Source organism: Mesorhizobium sp. BHbdii (genome assembly GCF_053848045.1).
Genome location: NZ_JBSPKX010000001.1, coordinates 1170026 through 1184701, shown reverse-complemented (window position 1 = coordinate 1184701; position 14676 = coordinate 1170026). Strand labels below are relative to the sequence as shown.

16 protein-coding genes and 1 pseudogene are annotated in these 14676 nt (G+C 61.9%); 7 read left to right on the top strand and 10 right to left on the bottom strand.

Annotation, left to right across the window (positions count from 1 at the left end; all coding sequences use genetic code 11):
* Positions 1 to 78: 78 nt before the first annotated feature.
* Positions 79 to 321 carry a hypothetical protein gene (locus ACWTU8_RS05785; RefSeq protein ID WP_455847369.1) on the top strand — a complete coding sequence of 81 codons (243 nt, stop codon included), beginning with the start codon at positions 79 to 81 and terminating at the stop codon, positions 319 to 321.
* A gap of 85 nt (positions 322 to 406) precedes the next feature.
* Here the strand turns inward: ACWTU8_RS05785 and ACWTU8_RS05780 are convergent, their stop codons facing one another.
* Together ACWTU8_RS05780 and ACWTU8_RS05775 are read right to left on the bottom strand one after the other, a co-directional pair.
* Complete coding sequence (locus ACWTU8_RS05780; RefSeq protein ID WP_455847368.1) at positions 407 to 1123, bottom strand: hypothetical protein; 717 nt, start codon at positions 1121 to 1123, stop codon at positions 407 to 409.
* Positions 1124 to 1134: 11 nt separating this feature from the next.
* Positions 1135 to 2247, bottom strand: a complete 1113-nt coding sequence (locus ACWTU8_RS05775) for an endonuclease/exonuclease/phosphatase family protein (RefSeq protein ID WP_455847367.1) — start codon at positions 2245 to 2247, stop codon at positions 1135 to 1137.
* 165 nt (positions 2248 to 2412) lie between these two features.
* Here ACWTU8_RS05775 and ACWTU8_RS05770 point away from each other — a divergent pair, with 165 nt between their 5' ends.
* Together ACWTU8_RS05770 and ACWTU8_RS05765 are read left to right on the top strand one after the other, a co-directional pair.
* On the top strand, positions 2413 to 2991 hold the full coding sequence (locus tag ACWTU8_RS05770) for a BA14K family protein (RefSeq protein WP_455847366.1): 579 nt from the start codon (positions 2413 to 2415) through the stop codon (positions 2989 to 2991).
* A gap of 179 nt (positions 2992 to 3170) precedes the next feature.
* Positions 3171 to 3455, top strand: coding sequence for a PilZ domain-containing protein (locus ACWTU8_RS05765; RefSeq protein WP_029352109.1), 285 nt, complete (start codon positions 3171 to 3173; stop codon positions 3453 to 3455).
* Between the two features lie 186 nt (positions 3456 to 3641).
* On the opposite strand, the gene ilvC is transcribed toward ACWTU8_RS05765, so the two are convergent.
* Both ilvC and ACWTU8_RS05755 read right to left on the bottom strand, forming a co-directional pair.
* Positions 3642 to 4661: a ketol-acid reductoisomerase gene (gene ilvC, locus ACWTU8_RS05760; protein ID WP_065012330.1), complete on the bottom strand. Its 1020-nt coding sequence runs from the start codon at positions 4659 to 4661 to the stop codon at positions 3642 to 3644.
* A 24-nt stretch (positions 4662 to 4685) separates the two neighbouring features.
* Entirely contained in the window at positions 4686 to 5351 is a 666-nt protein-coding gene (locus ACWTU8_RS05755; RefSeq protein ID WP_455848395.1) for a TetR/AcrR family transcriptional regulator, read from the bottom strand.
* A gap of 144 nt (positions 5352 to 5495) precedes the next feature.
* Here ACWTU8_RS05755 and ACWTU8_RS05750 point away from each other — a divergent pair, with 144 nt between their 5' ends.
* The gene (locus ACWTU8_RS05750; protein WP_455847365.1) at positions 5496 to 5924 is read left to right on the top strand and encodes a DUF1772 domain-containing protein; all 429 of its coding nucleotides are present in this window, start codon (positions 5496 to 5498) and stop codon (positions 5922 to 5924) included.
* Between the two features lie 37 nt (positions 5925 to 5961).
* On the opposite strand, the gene ACWTU8_RS05745 is transcribed toward ACWTU8_RS05750, so the two are convergent.
* The gene (locus tag ACWTU8_RS05745; protein WP_455840373.1) at positions 5962 to 6420 is read right to left on the bottom strand and encodes a MarR family winged helix-turn-helix transcriptional regulator; all 459 of its coding nucleotides are present in this window, start codon (positions 6418 to 6420) and stop codon (positions 5962 to 5964) included.
* 100 nt (positions 6421 to 6520) lie between these two features.
* On the opposite strand from ACWTU8_RS05745, the gene ACWTU8_RS05740 reads away from it, so the two are divergent.
* Positions 6521 to 7282, top strand: a complete 762-nt coding sequence (locus ACWTU8_RS05740) for a glutathione S-transferase family protein (RefSeq protein WP_455847364.1) — start codon at positions 6521 to 6523, stop codon at positions 7280 to 7282.
* Here ACWTU8_RS05740 and ACWTU8_RS05735 read toward each other — a convergent pair.
* Positions 7245 to 8478 (bottom strand): annotated as a pseudogene (locus ACWTU8_RS05735) (FAD-dependent oxidoreductase). The gene ACWTU8_RS05740 and the pseudogene ACWTU8_RS05735 sit on opposite strands and share 38 nt — an antisense overlap.
* Positions 8479 to 8572: 94 nt before the next feature.
* The gene (locus ACWTU8_RS05730; RefSeq protein ID WP_029352119.1) at positions 8573 to 8983 is read right to left on the bottom strand and encodes a winged helix-turn-helix transcriptional regulator; all 411 of its coding nucleotides are present in this window, start codon (positions 8981 to 8983) and stop codon (positions 8573 to 8575) included.
* Positions 8984 to 9119: 136 nt separating this feature from the next.
* On the opposite strand from ACWTU8_RS05730, the gene ACWTU8_RS05725 reads away from it, so the two are divergent.
* Entirely contained in the window at positions 9120 to 10010 is an 891-nt protein-coding gene (locus ACWTU8_RS05725) for an SDR family oxidoreductase (RefSeq protein WP_455847363.1), read from the top strand.
* Between the two features lie 157 nt (positions 10011 to 10167).
* On the opposite strand, the gene ACWTU8_RS05720 is transcribed toward ACWTU8_RS05725, so the two are convergent.
* Positions 10168 to 12081, bottom strand: a complete 1914-nt coding sequence (locus ACWTU8_RS05720; RefSeq protein ID WP_455847362.1) for a potassium transporter Kup — start codon at positions 12079 to 12081, stop codon at positions 10168 to 10170.
* Between the two features lie 103 nt (positions 12082 to 12184).
* Positions 12185 to 12925, bottom strand: a complete 741-nt coding sequence (locus tag ACWTU8_RS05715; protein ID WP_455847361.1) for a pyridoxine 5'-phosphate synthase — start codon at positions 12923 to 12925, stop codon at positions 12185 to 12187.
* A 112-nt stretch (positions 12926 to 13037) separates the two neighbouring features.
* Between ACWTU8_RS05715 and ACWTU8_RS05710 the strand changes: the two genes are divergently transcribed.
* A complete protein-coding gene (locus tag ACWTU8_RS05710; protein WP_455847360.1) occupies positions 13038 to 13460 on the top strand; it encodes an STAS/SEC14 domain-containing protein in 423 nt (140 codons plus the stop codon).
* A gap of 19 nt (positions 13461 to 13479) precedes the next feature.
* Here the strand turns inward: ACWTU8_RS05710 and ACWTU8_RS05705 are convergent, their stop codons facing one another.
* Positions 13480 to 14607 (bottom strand): ATP-dependent DNA helicase, encoded by a 1128-nt coding sequence (locus ACWTU8_RS05705; protein ID WP_455848394.1) that lies wholly within the window; start codon positions 14605 to 14607, stop codon positions 13480 to 13482.
* Positions 14608 to 14676 lie beyond the last annotated feature (69 nt).

Sequence of the window (14676 nt, the reverse complement as noted above, 5' to 3'; positions counted from 1 at the left end):
CGCTGCCGTCGCCCTCCCCCTGTCGCGAAACAATCCGCGGTGATAGCAATCGCCTTGGGGATATGGGGGAATAGTGGGATGAGCAAGAAAGAGCGTGTGATTTTGGTGACGGTGATCATCGAGGCCGCATTGGCGGGCCTTTGGTGGTACTTGGCCAGCTATGGCATGGCCAACCCCGATCATGTCACCGCCGATTTCCAGCAGGTTGTCGGTCGGACGATGGGAACGGCGATGGGTGCGCTGCTGGGTATCGGCGTCATGGTGTTTTTCGTCGCCGCCCGCAACGACCGCAAAGCCATCGAAAACAAAATGCGTCGTTAGAGCGACGTGCGTCCACTTGGACGCACAAAGTACGCTCTAACACTTTGAATCGTTGCATGGTGCTTTCCGATTTCGGGCCGATGCGTCAGTCCTTGCCGGCAAAATGCCACTCGATCAGTGGCTTCATATGCGGCATCAGCCCGTCCGGCAGGTCATCGGCATTGCGGATGATAACAGGCCCGTCGATTTCCGGCTCTGCCTCGCCGGCGACAAAGGCACTGATGCGCTGCGCGACCTCATCGGCGGATGCCGTCTCGCGATAGCGGCGAAAGATCACCGTGCCGGTTGCCGTCGACAGGGCATAGCAGCGCCTGCCGCGTGTCGCGCCGGCAAGGTCGAGGCCGGTTTCTTCCCGCACCTCGCGGATCATGTTGAAGTCGACATCGACAAGGCCGTCGCGGAAATCGGTTGGCTCGAACGAGCCGGCGGCGAAGTAGACGCGGCCGGCATTGACCGTGTGCGACGCCATGCGGATCGCTACCAGCGCATTGTCGCCGGCGACCAGCATGGCATGGGCATAGGCGTGCTCGGCCCCAGCCACCTGCCGGTTGCCGCGCCAAAGCATGAAGGTCGAGTAGCGCACCGCATGGCAGCGGCCCACGATGCTGTTATCGCGATAGCTGAGTGCCGAAAGCAGCACCACGGTGCCGTCGAACAACGCCGGATTGGCTGCGGTCTCGCGCCGCCAATTCTCGGCGATCGCTTGCGCATTATCGCGTTCGAACGGATGCGGGCCGGGGTCGAGCCTGACGTCGACGGCGTCGACCGGCAGGATGATGTTGCGCGGCAGGTCGAAGCTCAACGGAGCGACCCTCAGGCCATTTCAAGGGTGATCGCCACCGGACAATGATCCGACGCTTTCGGCCGATCCCAGCCGGCACGCGGAAAGCGGTCCACCTCCTGGCCCGCCGGAAAGATGGTGCGCCAGGGCTGGCCGTTGCGGATGATGTCGGGAACGGCCGTCGCGTTCTTGGCTGCCAGTGCTTTCGACAACAGGATGTAGTCGAGCTGGCACAGATGCCGCTCTTGCGGTCCGCGCGTATGGTATAAGGTCCAACGATCCATCTCCGGGCGCCGCTCGACCGCATTCTCGCAAAAGCCGTCGGCGGTGAGCACGTTGAGGCAGGACTGGCTCTCATCGATCACCTCGAAGCGGTAGCCGTCAAAGGCGTCGCCGGAGATCTTAACGCGCTGCCAATAATCGTTCATGTCGCCGCAGATCGCCCAGTACTTGTCGGCGGCGTGATCCCCACCGAAACGCTCCTCGATGATCCGGCGCACCGCTTGCGCCTCGGCGATGCGCAGCGGCATTGTCGCCTGGCGCCCGTCGAGACCGTTGCGGGGCGAGCCCATGGACTTGAAGTGCACCAGATAGAGCGTCAGCGGCACGCGACCGACGGTCAGGTCGATCTCCAGGCAGTCGCGCCGGAAGATGCGCTGGTTGGCCTGATGCCCAAACGCTGCCAGTTCCGGCGTGTGCAGGCCGAATTGTTCGAACGTGACATAGGCGTGGCTTGTCATGCGCACGAATTCGATCGGCTGACCCTGAGCGGTCTCGTTGCGCATCATCACGGCGACGTCGATGCCGCGCGAATCGTTGCCGGCGGTAGTGTATTTCTGGCGGTAGCCATGCCCGACCATCTTGAACAGATAACCGTATTCGAAAGCCTTCAGCGCCTCGATATTGTCGACCTCCTGCATGCAGATGATGTCGGCGCGGGTAGCAGCGATGGCCAATGCCGTCAGCTGGCGCGTATCGTCGGATTGCGCAATCGCCCGCGCCTGCTCCAGCATCTTGTATTCGGCCTCGCTCTGGATGTCGAAGAGCGCCAGCGTGCGATCTTCGTTGAGCTGGTTGCGGTATCCGGAAAAATCGAACCTGTTCATCAGGTTTTCGACATTGAAGGTGGCGAGGCGCAGCGACATGGCGGTGACCTTTGCCCACAAGCGCGCCCGAAAACAAGGGCCTGCCCTGCCCGTCATGGTTGACGAAACCTTTCCGTTCATCCTCCGTTCAGGCGCGAAGTTCCATGAATGACATTCTTCCTCGGGGTATTCGGGCGTGGGGCCTGAAATTTCTTGGAGAGTGCAATGAAACCGCTCTTTTCTCTTTCTGTCAGATCCGGGCTGCTGGCGCTGGGTCTTCTGGCCGGCCTGACGGCTCCCTCGCTTGCCGGCCCAATTGCCAACCCTGTCCTTCCGGTGCCGGCCAACGCCGTCGCCCCCGACATTGTCCCGGTCCGCGAGAGTTGGGCCGGCGGCAACGACAGGCGGATGCTGAGCGAATGGCGCTGGCGCAATCGGCACGGCACCCGGGAATGGCGGGGCGTCGGCGATCATCGGAGATGGCGCGGTCGCGACGAAGCCTGGAGATGGCGTGATCGCGACGATGGCTGGCGCTGGCGCCACCGTCGTCATCATCGCCGTCATTTCAACGATTCCGCGATCTTTTTCGGCCTCGGCCTCGGGTTGCCCGCCTACAACTATTATAGCGGGCCGAGCTACTATGAGCCGGGCTATTACCCCCCTCGGCGTCAGTATCGCACACAAAGGCTTTCCAGCGCCCATGTCCGCTGGTGCTACGACCGCTACCGGTCGTATCGCGCCTGGGACAACACATTCCAGCCCTATGGCGGTCCGCGCCAGCAGTGCTGGTCGCCTTACAGCTGAGCGGAGCGACTGATGAACTCCAGACGGCGCCGCGCCGCGCGGCGCCGTTTTTTTATCTGGCTCTGAAGTTCTTGCCGCCCTTTTCTGAGCGATGATAACGCTATGTTTATCAGGCAGGCCTAATTGCCTTGCCGATCGCGCCACATAAAATGCGACGATCGCCGGGGAATGGGCGCGCGATGGCTGAAGACGAAAACAGGGACAAACGCAGGCAGCGCGTCTTCAAGGGCGCGACGATCCTGACCGGCATGACCAATTCCGAGGTCACGTGCACAGTGCGCAACATGCATGACGGCGGCGCCGAACTGAAGGTCTCGATCGACGCACGCGTGCCCGACGAGTTCCTGCTCTATGTGCCGACCGACGGCATCGCCTACAAGGCAGTGGTCCGCTGGCGCCGCGAGGACCGCATCGGCATCATGTTCACCGGCACCGAGCCAAAGCCCCACTGGCACTACGGCTAAATCCTCTGCACGGCGCCCTTTAAGCAGTCGACGAAGTTAGGAGAGAGAAAAATCTCCTATAATACCCCGACGAGCAGTGCAGCCCCGGCAAGTAAGATAGAGGCGGAGGCCCACAGGACCCAAAGGCCTCGCACCCTGGGCCGGCGGATCTCTCCGCCGGCTCTTACGCAAAGATGAAATTGCGGATCAGTTCTTGGCCTTGTCGACCAACTTGTTTTTCGAAATCCACGGCATCATCGCGCGCAGCTTGGCGCCGACTTCCTCGATCTGGTGGCTGTCGTTGTTGCGGCGGATGCCCTTGAAGCGCGACATGCCGGCGCGGTATTCCTGCATCCATTCCGAGGTGAACTTGCCGGTCTGGATATCCTTCAGCACGCGCTTCATCTCGGCCTTGGTCTCGGCGGTGATGATGCGCGGGCCCGAAACATATTCGCCCCATTCGGCAGTGTTCGAGATCGAGTAGTTCATGTTGGCGATGCCGCCCTCATAGATCAGGTCGACGATCAGTTTGACCTCGTGCAGGCACTCGAAATAGGCCATTTCCGGCGCGTAGCCGGCTTCCACCAGCGTCTCGAAACCGGCCCGGATCAGCTCGACCAGACCGCCGCACAGCACCACCTGCTCGCCGAACAGGTCCGTCTCGCACTCCTCGCGGAAATTGGTCTCGATGATGCCCGAACGACCGCCGCCGACGCCGCAGGCATAGGACAGAGCGAGATCGAGCGCATTGCCCGAAGCGTCCTGGTTAACGGCGACCAGGCACGGCACGCCGCCGCCCTTCTGGTATTCGCCGCGCACCGTGTGGCCGGGCCCCTTCGGCGCGATCATGACGACGTCGACCGAGGCCTTCGGCTCGATCAGGCCGAAGTGCACGTTGAGGCCGTGGGCGAAGGCGATCGCCGCGCCGTCGCGGATGTTCGGCGCGATCTCGGATTTATAGATGTCGGCCTGCAGCTCGTCGGGCGTCGCCATCATCATCAGGTCGGCCCATTTGGCGGCCTCCGCCACGCTCATCACCTTGAGCCCGTCTGCCTCGACCTTCTGGGCGGTCGCCGAGCCGGCCTTCAGGCCGATTGCGATATCCTTAACGCCGGAATCCTTGAGATTGAGCGCATGCGCCCTGCCCTGGCTGCCATAGCCGATGATGGCGACCTTCTTGCCCTTGATCAGGTTGAGATCGGCATCGCGATCGTAATAGACACGCATTTTTCTTTCCTTCCCGTTGTGAATTCAGAGGCCTTGCGGCCCGGTTTTTGCTCCGTAAAGAGCCAGAAACTGCTGCGTCGCCCGGACGGCATCGCCGCCGATCGCCGCATCAGTCAATTCCAGCCGGTCGCCGAGCAGCAGGCGGATCTGCACGTCACGGGCGACCAGCCCGAAAAAGGTACGGAATGCCGCTTCGGCATCCGAGAACTCGAGAAGCCCCGCCTGCCGACCGGCTTCCAGCACCGGCTTCAGGCGCCTGGCCAGCGCGAAGCGGCCGTTCTCCAGCACGATGGCACCAAGATTGTCCTTGCCGCCTTTGCGCCGGATTGGACCGGCACGGCCGACCGCCACCCGGTTGAGCGCGACCGAGGTGTCGCTCGAAATCACCTTCAGCCAATCCGAGGCGAAGCGTTCTAGGCTCGCGGTCAGCGAGGCAAGGTCGAGCCCCTTGCGGTCGACCGGCGCTACGCGCACCTTGGAAGCTTGCCATTGCACCGTTGCCGTCAAAAGCCCGTTGCGATCGCCGAACCATTTGTAGAGCGTTTCCTTGGAACAGCTCGCCCGCCGCGCCACGGCGGTCATGGTCAACTGATCGCCCTCCTCGACCAGAAGGCGAAGTGCGGCGTCGAGCACGGCTTTCTGCCGTGCCGTCAGCGCTTCGCCGGTGTCGATGTCGACGCTTGCCTGCAACAAACTCTTTTCCTTGACGGCGGCAGCCAGGTCAGTACCGTACGTTACGGTTCGGCATGTCTATGCCGTATTGTCGGACCCGGTGCAAGCCCTATCTCGCTTTTTGAGGCCTTCCAGACTGGAACGGGGTAGCACGGAGGGAAGATGCTTGTCGGTCTGCTTGCATTGACCGTTACCGCCGCTTTCGCGGGCGCCGCCATCTATGTCAGCGTTGCCGAGCAGCCGGCGCGGCTTCGTCTCGATGACAGGGCACTGCTGCAGGAATGGCAGCCCTCCTACAAGCGCGGCGCCGCTATGCAGGCGTCGATCGCCATCGTCGCCTGTGTTCTTGGTGCCGTTGCCTGGTGGCAGACCGGCAATCTCGCCTATCTGGTCGGGGCGGTGCTGATCATCCTGCCCTGGCCATGGACGCTGATCGCAATGATGCCGACAAATCGACTGCTGGAGGCGATGGACGCGGACGCCACCAACCCGCAAGCCCGGGCGTTGATCGTCAAATGGGGCAATCTGCATCTGGTTCGCGTCGCGCTTGGCGTGCTGGCGGCACTGGCTTTCCTGTGGGGAAGTGTCTGACGTCGCTGCAACGATTTTTCAGCGCCAAAAGGCCACATTACTCCAAGGCGGCTGGATGGCGCAGCCGCCCAAGCAGAGCCGACAAGGTGTCGAGATCATCATCTGAAAGCCTGGCGCCGACCAGTTCCGCGATCGATCGTCCGTAGACGGCCCACATGCGGCGGCGCGTCTCGCGCCCCTTCCCCGTAATGCGGATAGTCTGTCCCCGCCCGTCATCGGCAACCCTGAGCTTCTCGACCAGCCCGTCCGCTTCGAGCCGCGCCAACAGTCGGGAGATGTTGTATTGCGCAAACAATGTGCGCTCGATCAGCTGGAATGGCCGCAAGCCGCCCTCGCCCGCTTCGGCAAGCTCATGCAGCACGTCGTACCAGGCAAGCGGCGGTAAACTGCTGTCCTTCAGCGCGTCTTCAGCTCTTTCCATCAGCTGGCGCGAAACGCGCATCAGGCGCGCCCAGGCTTTGATGGCAGCGGGCGAAGGACTGGTTTTCTCCGTCATGATTGCAGCATAGGCGATAGATGCAATTGCATCAAGCTTGACGGTTAATGCGGATGCATCTATATAGATGCAGTTGCATCGATAATCGGAAGACACTGCCATGAAACATGAAATCTGCAAGATCGCCGACATCCCGGAGACGGGCAGCCTGGTGACCGACAAGCTCGTTCTCGTCAGCCATCACCTTTGTCCCTATGTGCAGCGCGCGGCCATCTCGCTCGCCGAAAAGGACGTGCCGTTCGAACGCCTCACCATCGATCTCGCCAACAAGCCGGCCTGGTTCAAGGCGATATCGCCGCTCGGCAAGGTACCGCTGCTGCGCGTGCAGCAGAATGGCGAGGAAACCGCGATCTTCGAATCGGCGGTCATCCTCGAATTTCTTGAGGAAACGCTGGCCAACCCACTCCACCCTGCCGACCCGCTGGCCCGCGCCCGGCATCGCGCCTGGATCGAGTTCGGCTCGGCCATCCTCAACGCAATCGGTCGACTCTATTCCGCACCGACCGAGGCCGCCTTCCTTGCCGAAAGCCAAGGTCTGTCGGCAATGTTCGATCGTCTCGAAATAGAACTGGCGGCTGGCCGAGCTGGGCCATGGTTTGCCGGCCAACGCTTTTCACTGGTCGATGCTGTCTATGGACCAATCTTCCGCTATCTCGACGCGTTCGATCGGATCGACGATTTCCGCATCCTGAACAGAAAGTCGCTAGTCGAGGCCTGGCGGAAGGAATTGCGCGAACGCAAGTCGGTGAAGAACGCTGTCGCCCCGGATTATCCACAGCGCCTTCATGCATTCCTGCAAGCCAAGGGTTCGCATCTTTCGAAACTTATCCGCCGCAACGAGGCGGCCACCGCGCTTCCTTGATATCGATCCGCCTAAACGGACCGACCACGGTTCCAGCCACCATCGAGGCAAGGATGTTTGGCACTGGTGGGATTTCGCCACTGACGCCACCAGCCTGTCGCGGACAAACGGCATCACGGTCGAATCCGACTGGTAGAACGGCGTCGGCATAAGCGACAGCGCCTGAAACACCCGGACATGCCGCCGCCGCGCCCGAAGGTAGGCCTCGAGCCCGGTATCGACACGATCCGTTCCTATGAGCGCGTAATTGAGCGCTGCCGCGTCGAGCAGCGCCATGTTCGCCCCTTGCCCGAGCTGCGGGCTGGTCGAATGCGCCGCATCGCCGATTACCGGCCATCGCCTCCCGGCCGGCAGATTGAGCGTGTGATGGCCGTAACGCGCCAGCGAGAGCTGGTCGAAACTGTCGATCTGGCTCGTGAACGCCATTCGGACCACAGCCGAACCACCCCCGCCTTCCAAGCGTCGAGGCCTGTCGCCCTGACCTGCCCTGCGTCCGCCGGCTTCAAGCTCCAGAAGAATGCCGCCATCTTCTCGGCTCCGGGTTCCGGCCTGCCGATCGGCAGCACGCCGATCATCACGCTCGCTCTGTCGTAACACTGCAGCAGGGCGTGCTCGTCGAAACCGTCGCCGTGCCAGCCGAGCGACGCCCAGAACGCGCCGTAGGCGAGCGGCCGCGGTTTACCCGGATTTTGCACACGCTGCCGCAATTGGAGCGCGAACCGCTGGCATCGACCACTAGATTGAACGGCCCTATCCTTCGCCCGTTGCCGCAGGTCAGCGTTGTCCGCTCGCCGGTTTCCAGCGTCTCGAGCTCGACGCCGGTTTCGATGGCGATCGCCTCGCGCCGGACGGCGCGGAAAAGCACGCCGAACAAGGCCGCCCGGTGCACCGCCAGCCCGAAACGGCCGCCGCGCTGCGCATCATAGCGGACGTCGAGCACGCTGCGGCCGGTTTTCGCATCGGCGCCATGCAGGCGGTCGACGCGGCTGCCCAGCACCAGGATGTCGTCGAGCAGGCCGAGATCGGCAAGCACCGTCAGCCCGGTCGGCTGCAGGATCAATCCGGACCCGACTGGCTTTGGCGCGTCAAAGCGCTCGAAGATGGTGACCCGGTTGCCCGGCACGCTTCAGATAGAGTGCCGCGGCCAGTCCGGCCGGGCCGGCGCCGGCAATCGCGATGTCCAGAGAAATGCCCATTGCCCGTCGAATCTTCTCGCCCAAGCCGGACAATCCTTCAGCGGTATCGCCAATCAAGCCGTCGCACTTGGCGTTGCCACTCCGGCATTGATGGTTAAGTCTCGGTAGCGTCGAATGCGTTCCGCGCGTCGCGCACAGCGCCATGATTGAGCTCGGCCCACTGGAGCAGCTGGTGCAGGGGTCCGAACATCGAGCGTCCGAGATCGGTCAGACTGTATTCGACGCTCGGCGGCTTGGTCGGGAACACCTCGCGATGGACGTAACCGTCGCGCTGCAAATCGTGCAGCGTCTGGGTGAGCATGCGCTGTGAAATGTCGGGTACCAGCCGCCGCAATTCGCCGAACCGGTACGGCTTTTCTGCCAGCGCCATCATCAGCAGCGAACTCCATTTGTTGCTGATGCCTTGGATCACATCGCGAACCGGACAGTCCGCAATGTTCCCCCCGCCGCTGCCCGCTTTGTAAATCTCGAGCTTCGATCTCAGACCGACGATTTTGCTGTCCATCGCTGGTTCCCTGCGCCTGCCTACCTCCCGCAAAACTGCCTTCTTTACGAGGGTCGGTCAATTCCTATTTTAGTGCTGGTCTCTTTTTGAGACTTATATAAGCACCCGCCGCTCCGGCGCAACGACAGGACTTCCCATGACCGAAACCCTTCTCGTCACCGGCGCCTCCGGCCAGCTCGGCCGCGGCGTTATCCATCATCTGCTGGACACGCTCAAGGTTCCGCCCGCACGGATCATCGCCGCCACCCGTAATCCGGAAAACCTCGCCGACCTCGCGACGCGCGGCGTTACCATCAGGCAAGCCGATTTCGATGACACGGCGTCGCTCGTCGAGGCATTCAAGGGCGCCGGCAGGGTCCTGATCATCTCGACCGGCGAGATCGACCTTGGGGGCAAGCGCCTCAAGCAGCACGAGAATGCAGTCGCAGCCGCCAAGGAGGCCGGCGTTTCGCATCTGCTCTACACCTCGATGCCCAATCCTGAGCCGGTATCGCCGGTGCTGTTTGCGGGCGATCACTACGGGACCGAGCAGGCGATCAAGGCGAGCGGCATCCCCTACACGATTTTCCGCAACGGCTGGTATCAGGAGAACCTGTTCATGTCGCTGCCGCACGCCATTGCTTCGGGGCAGTGGTACACATCGGCGGCCGACGGCCGCATCGCCCATGGCGCTCGCGACGATATGGCCGTGGCGATCGCCGCCGGCCTTGCCTCGAGCGATACCGAAAGCACCACATACACGCTGACGGGCCCGCAGGCCTACACGGTCGCCGAGATCGCGGCCCTGGTCACCGACGTCACCGGCAAGCTCATCGAGGTCGTTCAGCTTTCGGATGAAGCCTTGACCGAGGGTCTGACGGCCGCCGGCGTTCCCTCGGATTTTGCTCCCGTTGTCGTTTCCTTCGACACCAACACGCGCTCCGGCCGCATCGGCATGGTGACCGACGCGATCGAGACACTTTCAGGCAAAAAGCCGCAATCGCTGAAGCAATTTCTTGAAGCGAACAAGGCAGTGCTAGCCGGCTGAAGTCCGCCGTGGTCACGGGCATGTCGAGATTCAGGTCAGGCCGAGTCGAGAATGGTGGGTTCCGAGAACCGGAACGGAGCGGACATTTGGTCCGTAAGTACCGGAAGCGCAGGAACCCGCCGTTCGCAGGCCGGCCTCACCTGAATATCGGCATGTCCTAGATAGCCACCTGCGTTCCGATCTCAACCACACGTCCGGTCGGGATCTGAAAATACTCCGTCGCATCCGCTGCCGTGCGCGCCAGCCCGATGAACAGCTTGTCCTGCCACACCGGCATGCCGGAATTGGGCGACGCCTTGAGCGAGCGCCGCGACAGGAAGAAGGAGGTCGTCATGATGTCGAACTTCCAGCCCTGCTTGCGGCAGATCGCCAGCGCACGCGGGATGTTGGGCTGCTCCATATAGCCGAAGGTCAGCGTCACCCGCATGAACAGCTCGTTGATCGTTTCCATCTTGACCCGCTCGCTGTCGGGCACCACGGGCTGCTGCGCCGTCACCACCGAGAGGATGACATTCTGTTCGTGCAGCACCTTGTAATGCTTCAGACTGTGCATCAGCGCGGTCGGCGCGCTGACGGGATCGCTGGTCAGGAACACGGCCGTACCGGACACCAGCTGCGGCTTTTTCTTCAACAAATTGCCGGCAAGGAAATCGAGCGGAATCTCGTTCCTGCGCGTCTTGTCGAATAGATAGCGACTCCCGCGTATCCAGGTTCCCATGACCAGCCCCATGATGCAGGCAACAGCGATTGAAACCCATCCGCCTTCCACGAATTTCACGATATTTGCCATGAAGAAGCCGGTGTCTATCGTGCCAAAGAGCAGCGCAAGCGCCGCAGCGAGTGCGGTCTGCCATTTCCATTGCCACCGCATCACCACGAATAGCAAAATAGTCGTCATCAGCATTTCGCCTGTCACCGAGATTCCATAGGCGGAAGCCAGGGAACTCGAACTGCCAAAGCCGACGACCAGCAGCATTACGCCGAGCGCGAGAATGAGATTCACGCGCGGCATGTAAATTTGGCCGAGTTGCATTTCGGAAGTATGCTGAACTTCGATTCTGGGCAGAAGATTGAGCTGCACCGCCTGCCTGGTCAGCGAAAACGCCCCGGAGATAACGGCTTGACTGGCGATGACAGTCGCTGCTGTGGCGAGCCCGACCATCGGTATCAGTGCCCAATCTGGCAGCATCTGGAAAAACGGATTGTCGGGCAGCCCCCCGTGAGCAAGAACGAACGCGCCTTGCCCAAAATAGCTGAGTAGCAGGCAGGGGAAGACGATCCAGATCCAGGCTAGCACGATTGGACGGCGACCGAAGTGCCCGAGATCGACGTAAAGCGCTTCAGCACCGGTAACCGCCAGAAAAACCGCGCCGACTGTGAGAAATGCACCCGTTTTGGCTTCGGCAAGGTAGGCGACCGCATAGTAGGGGTTGATTGCCAAAAGCACCGACACATCGTCAAGAATATGCACCAATCCGGCAATGCCGATCGCCAGGAACCAGAGCCCCGTCACCGGCCCGAAAACGGAGGCCACTCTACCGGTCCCGAAGCGCTGCACGGCAAACAAGACGGCAAGAATCACCAATGTAATGGGAACCACGTACGGATCGAACGCCGGGGTCACGACGCTCAGGCCTTCCACCGCTGAAAGCACCGAGATGGCCGGCGTTATGATCGCGTCGCCGAAAAACAGTGCGGCTCCGCAGAGACCAATGGCAAGAATGATGCCGGAACCAGCCGGATAAGCTTTCCGGGCCAGCGCCATAAGCGACAGGGTACCGCCTTCACCCTTGTTATCCGCCCGAAGCACGAAGGCGACGTATTTGATTGTCACGATGATCGTCAGTGCCCAGACGATCAGCGACAGAATGCCCAGAACGGCACTGCGCGGATCGGTGCCGGACGAAGCATGCAGTGCTTCGCGAAGCGCATAGATCGGGCTGGTGCCGATATCGCCGTAGACCACGCCGAGAGCGCCCAGCATCAAAACCTTGGTGCTGTGCTTTTCGACCTCAGGATGGCTTGATTGTTCGACTGGTTCTGCCTCACTACCACTGTTGGTAAGGGCCATGGACGACACTCCGATAAGCGCGCGGTGCTCTACGCTTGCTGCGATGCAATATCAAGTGCCCCAACGTGATGGCTGCCATGTCCGCAAAGCGAGGCTTCCATCGCTACCACCCACAGGCCTTCAGAAATCTTTTGACCGTACCGGCCATGCCATACTCCAACGCATCGGCTGTCAACCCATGTCCGATCGACACTTCGGCCAGTGCCGGGATGCGCTTTGCCAATGCCGGCAGGTTGTTCACCACCAGATCGTGCCCGGCATTGACCTGAAGTCCGGCGGCAAGCGCGGCATCCGCGGTTTTCCCTAATCTTTCCAGCTCCTTCGCCGCTTCTGCCGAATCGGAATGATAGCTGCCATATGGACCCGTGTAGAGCTCGATCCGGTCGGCGCCGGTGTCGCGCACGGCCTTCATCCCTGCCGGATCCGGGTCGGAAAACAACGACACGCGAAAGCCCCCCTTTTTCAGGCGTTTGACGATCAGCGTCAGGAACGCCGCCTCGGCGGCAAAGTTCCAGCCATGGTCGGAGGTGGCCTGGGCAGGGTCGTCGGGCACCAGCGTCACCTGCTCCGGCTGGTGCTTTTCCACAAGCGCCAGGAAATCCTCGCTCGGATAGCCCTCGATGTTGAACTCCGCCTGAGGGAATTCGTCGTCGATCAGCGCCCTGATCTGCGGCAGGTCGGAATGCCTGGTGTGCCGCTCGTCGGGCCGCGGATGCACTGTCAGCCCATGCGCGCCCGCGGCAAGTGCGATGCGTCCGAGCCCGGTGACGCTTGGCCACGGCAGATCGCGCCGGTTGCGCAGCATGGCGATGGCATTGAGATTGACGGAGAGTTTTGCAGGCATGGCTTCTCGGGTCCGGACGTATTTGCGGCCATCTATACCGCCTTTGGCGGGAACAGACAGGGGGTTTCCGGTGTTCCAGAGGAACGAATAATATCCAGCAAGAGGAAGGCCCGTGAATTATCTTGAAGCCGTGCCGGCGGTTCGCCGCATCGACACCGACCGCGACGACCTGTTCGCCATCGACGTCGTCGGCCATATCACGGCCGCCGACGCGGAGAATCTGTTCGGTTTGCTCGAGGCGGCTTACGCGCTGCACCCGAGAATCGACGTGCTGGTGCGTCTGGTCGATCATGACGGCGTCGACTGGGCCGATGTGTCGGACAGTACTATCGAACAGGGCACCGCCGATGCCGTGGCGCATATCGGCCGCTGTGCGGCAATCGGCGAGCCAAACTGGATACCGGGCGCACAAGGCATCTTGCCCGCCTCCGTGCCAATCGAATTCCGGCATTTCGAGGCCGAGGACGAAGCGGCCGCCTGGGAATGGCTGGGCGCCAAGCCGATTAGTGCGCCGGTGATGCCAGCAGGGTCATGATGGTGACGCGGGATCAATCCTATCTGACGATCGTCAGCCGTTCGGCCGCGCGCGTGATCGCGGTGTAGAGCCAGCGCTGGCGGGTTTCCTTGAACGCCCAGCTTTCGTCGAAAAGTACGATGTCGTTCCACTGCGAGCCCTGCGCCTTATGCACGGTCAGGGCGTAGCCATAGTCGAAATCGTCGAAGCGCTTTTTCTGCTGCCAGGGAATATCGGCGTCCGGGTCCTCGAACGCCGCTTTGAGCAGCTTGATCTTGGCAACGCCGCGGTCCGGATCGTCCTCCTCCGGTGAGACCAGCAAATTGATGCCGGGTTTCACCGTCTCGCGCGACGAGGTCATCACCTTCCACAGCGAGCCGTTGAGCAATCCCTTGGCCGGGTCGTTGCGCAGGCAGACGAGCTTGTCGCCGGCCTGCGGGTAGTCGGCATTGAACCCCTTCAGTTCGCGCAGCCGCTGATTATACCGACGCCGCGTCCTGTTGGTGCCGACCAGCACCTGGTCCGCCTTCAGCACCAGTTCCTGGGTGACATCTTCCTTGCCGATCACCTGCGCCGTGCCATAGTCGCCGCGCATGAATTCGCGTCCCTCGCGCACGTCGAGCGCCAGCCGGATGATCGGGTTGTCGCGCGCCTGCCGGTGGATCTCGGTGAGCAGAATATCCGGCTCATGGTCGGTGAAGAAGCCGCCGCCCGAGATCGGCGGCAACTGGCCGGGATCGCCGAGAACGAGGATCGGCGTGCCGAAACTCATCAGGTCGCGGCCGAGCTGTTCGTCGACCATCGAACATTCGTCTATGACCACGAGCTTCGCCCGCGAGATCGGGCTCTGCCGGTTGAGCGAGAAGGTCGGCGACATCGAAGTCTTCCCGGTCACCTCGTCCGCTACCGTCTCCTCGCCCTTCGGCCGGTAGATCAGCGAATGGATTGTGCGGGCATTGACCGCGCCCTTGGAACGCAGCACCTGCGCCGCCTTACCGGTGAAGGCGGCGAACTGCACCTGGCCGTCGACATGCTCGGCAAAATAGCGCGCCAGCGTCGTCTTGCCGGTACCGGCAAAGCCGAACAGCCGGAAGAGCTGCGGCTTTCCGGTCTTGAGCCAGGTGGCGACCGCTTTCAGCGCATCGTCCTGTTGAGGAGAGAATTCCATCAGCGCGAGAGACCGGATTCGCGAGGGAAAGACAAGGCCGACGACTACCGCCACTAAGATCATCAGTGG

Bases quoted from the DNA above. Each gene is read 5' to 3' on its own strand.
- ACWTU8_RS05720 (WP_455847362.1), bottom strand. From the start codon at position 12,081: ATGGCCCTTACCAACAGTGGTAGTGAGGCAGAACCAGTCGAACAATCA.
- ACWTU8_RS05770 (WP_455847366.1), top strand. From the start codon at position 2,413: ATGAAACCGCTCTTTTCTCTTTCTGTCAGATCCGGGCTGCTGGCGCTG.
- ACWTU8_RS05715 (WP_455847361.1), bottom strand. From the start codon at position 12,925: ATGCCTGCAAAACTCTCCGTCAATCTCAATGCCATCGCCATGCTGCGC.
- ACWTU8_RS05750 (WP_455847365.1), top strand. From the start codon at position 5,496: ATGCTTGTCGGTCTGCTTGCATTGACCGTTACCGCCGCTTTCGCGGGC.
- ACWTU8_RS05740 (WP_455847364.1), top strand. From the start codon at position 6,521: ATGAAACATGAAATCTGCAAGATCGCCGACATCCCGGAGACGGGCAGC.
- ilvC (WP_065012330.1), bottom strand. From the start codon at position 4,661: ATGCGTGTCTATTACGATCGCGATGCCGATCTCAACCTGATCAAGGGC.
- ACWTU8_RS05775 (WP_455847367.1), bottom strand. From the start codon at position 2,247: ATGTCGCTGCGCCTCGCCACCTTCAATGTCGAAAACCTGATGAACAGG.
- ACWTU8_RS05785 (WP_455847369.1), top strand. From the start codon at position 79: ATGAGCAAGAAAGAGCGTGTGATTTTGGTGACGGTGATCATCGAGGCC.
- ACWTU8_RS05730 (WP_029352119.1), bottom strand. From the start codon at position 8,983: ATGGACAGCAAAATCGTCGGTCTGAGATCGAAGCTCGAGATTTACAAA.
- ACWTU8_RS05705 (WP_455848394.1), bottom strand. From the start codon at position 14,607: ATGGAATTCTCTCCTCAACAGGACGATGCGCTGAAAGCGGTCGCCACC.
- ACWTU8_RS05725 (WP_455847363.1), top strand. From the start codon at position 9,120: ATGACCGAAACCCTTCTCGTCACCGGCGCCTCCGGCCAGCTCGGCCGC.
- ACWTU8_RS05745 (WP_455840373.1), bottom strand. From the start codon at position 6,420: ATGACGGAGAAAACCAGTCCTTCGCCCGCTGCCATCAAAGCCTGGGCG.
- ACWTU8_RS05765 (WP_029352109.1), top strand. From the start codon at position 3,171: ATGGCTGAAGACGAAAACAGGGACAAACGCAGGCAGCGCGTCTTCAAG.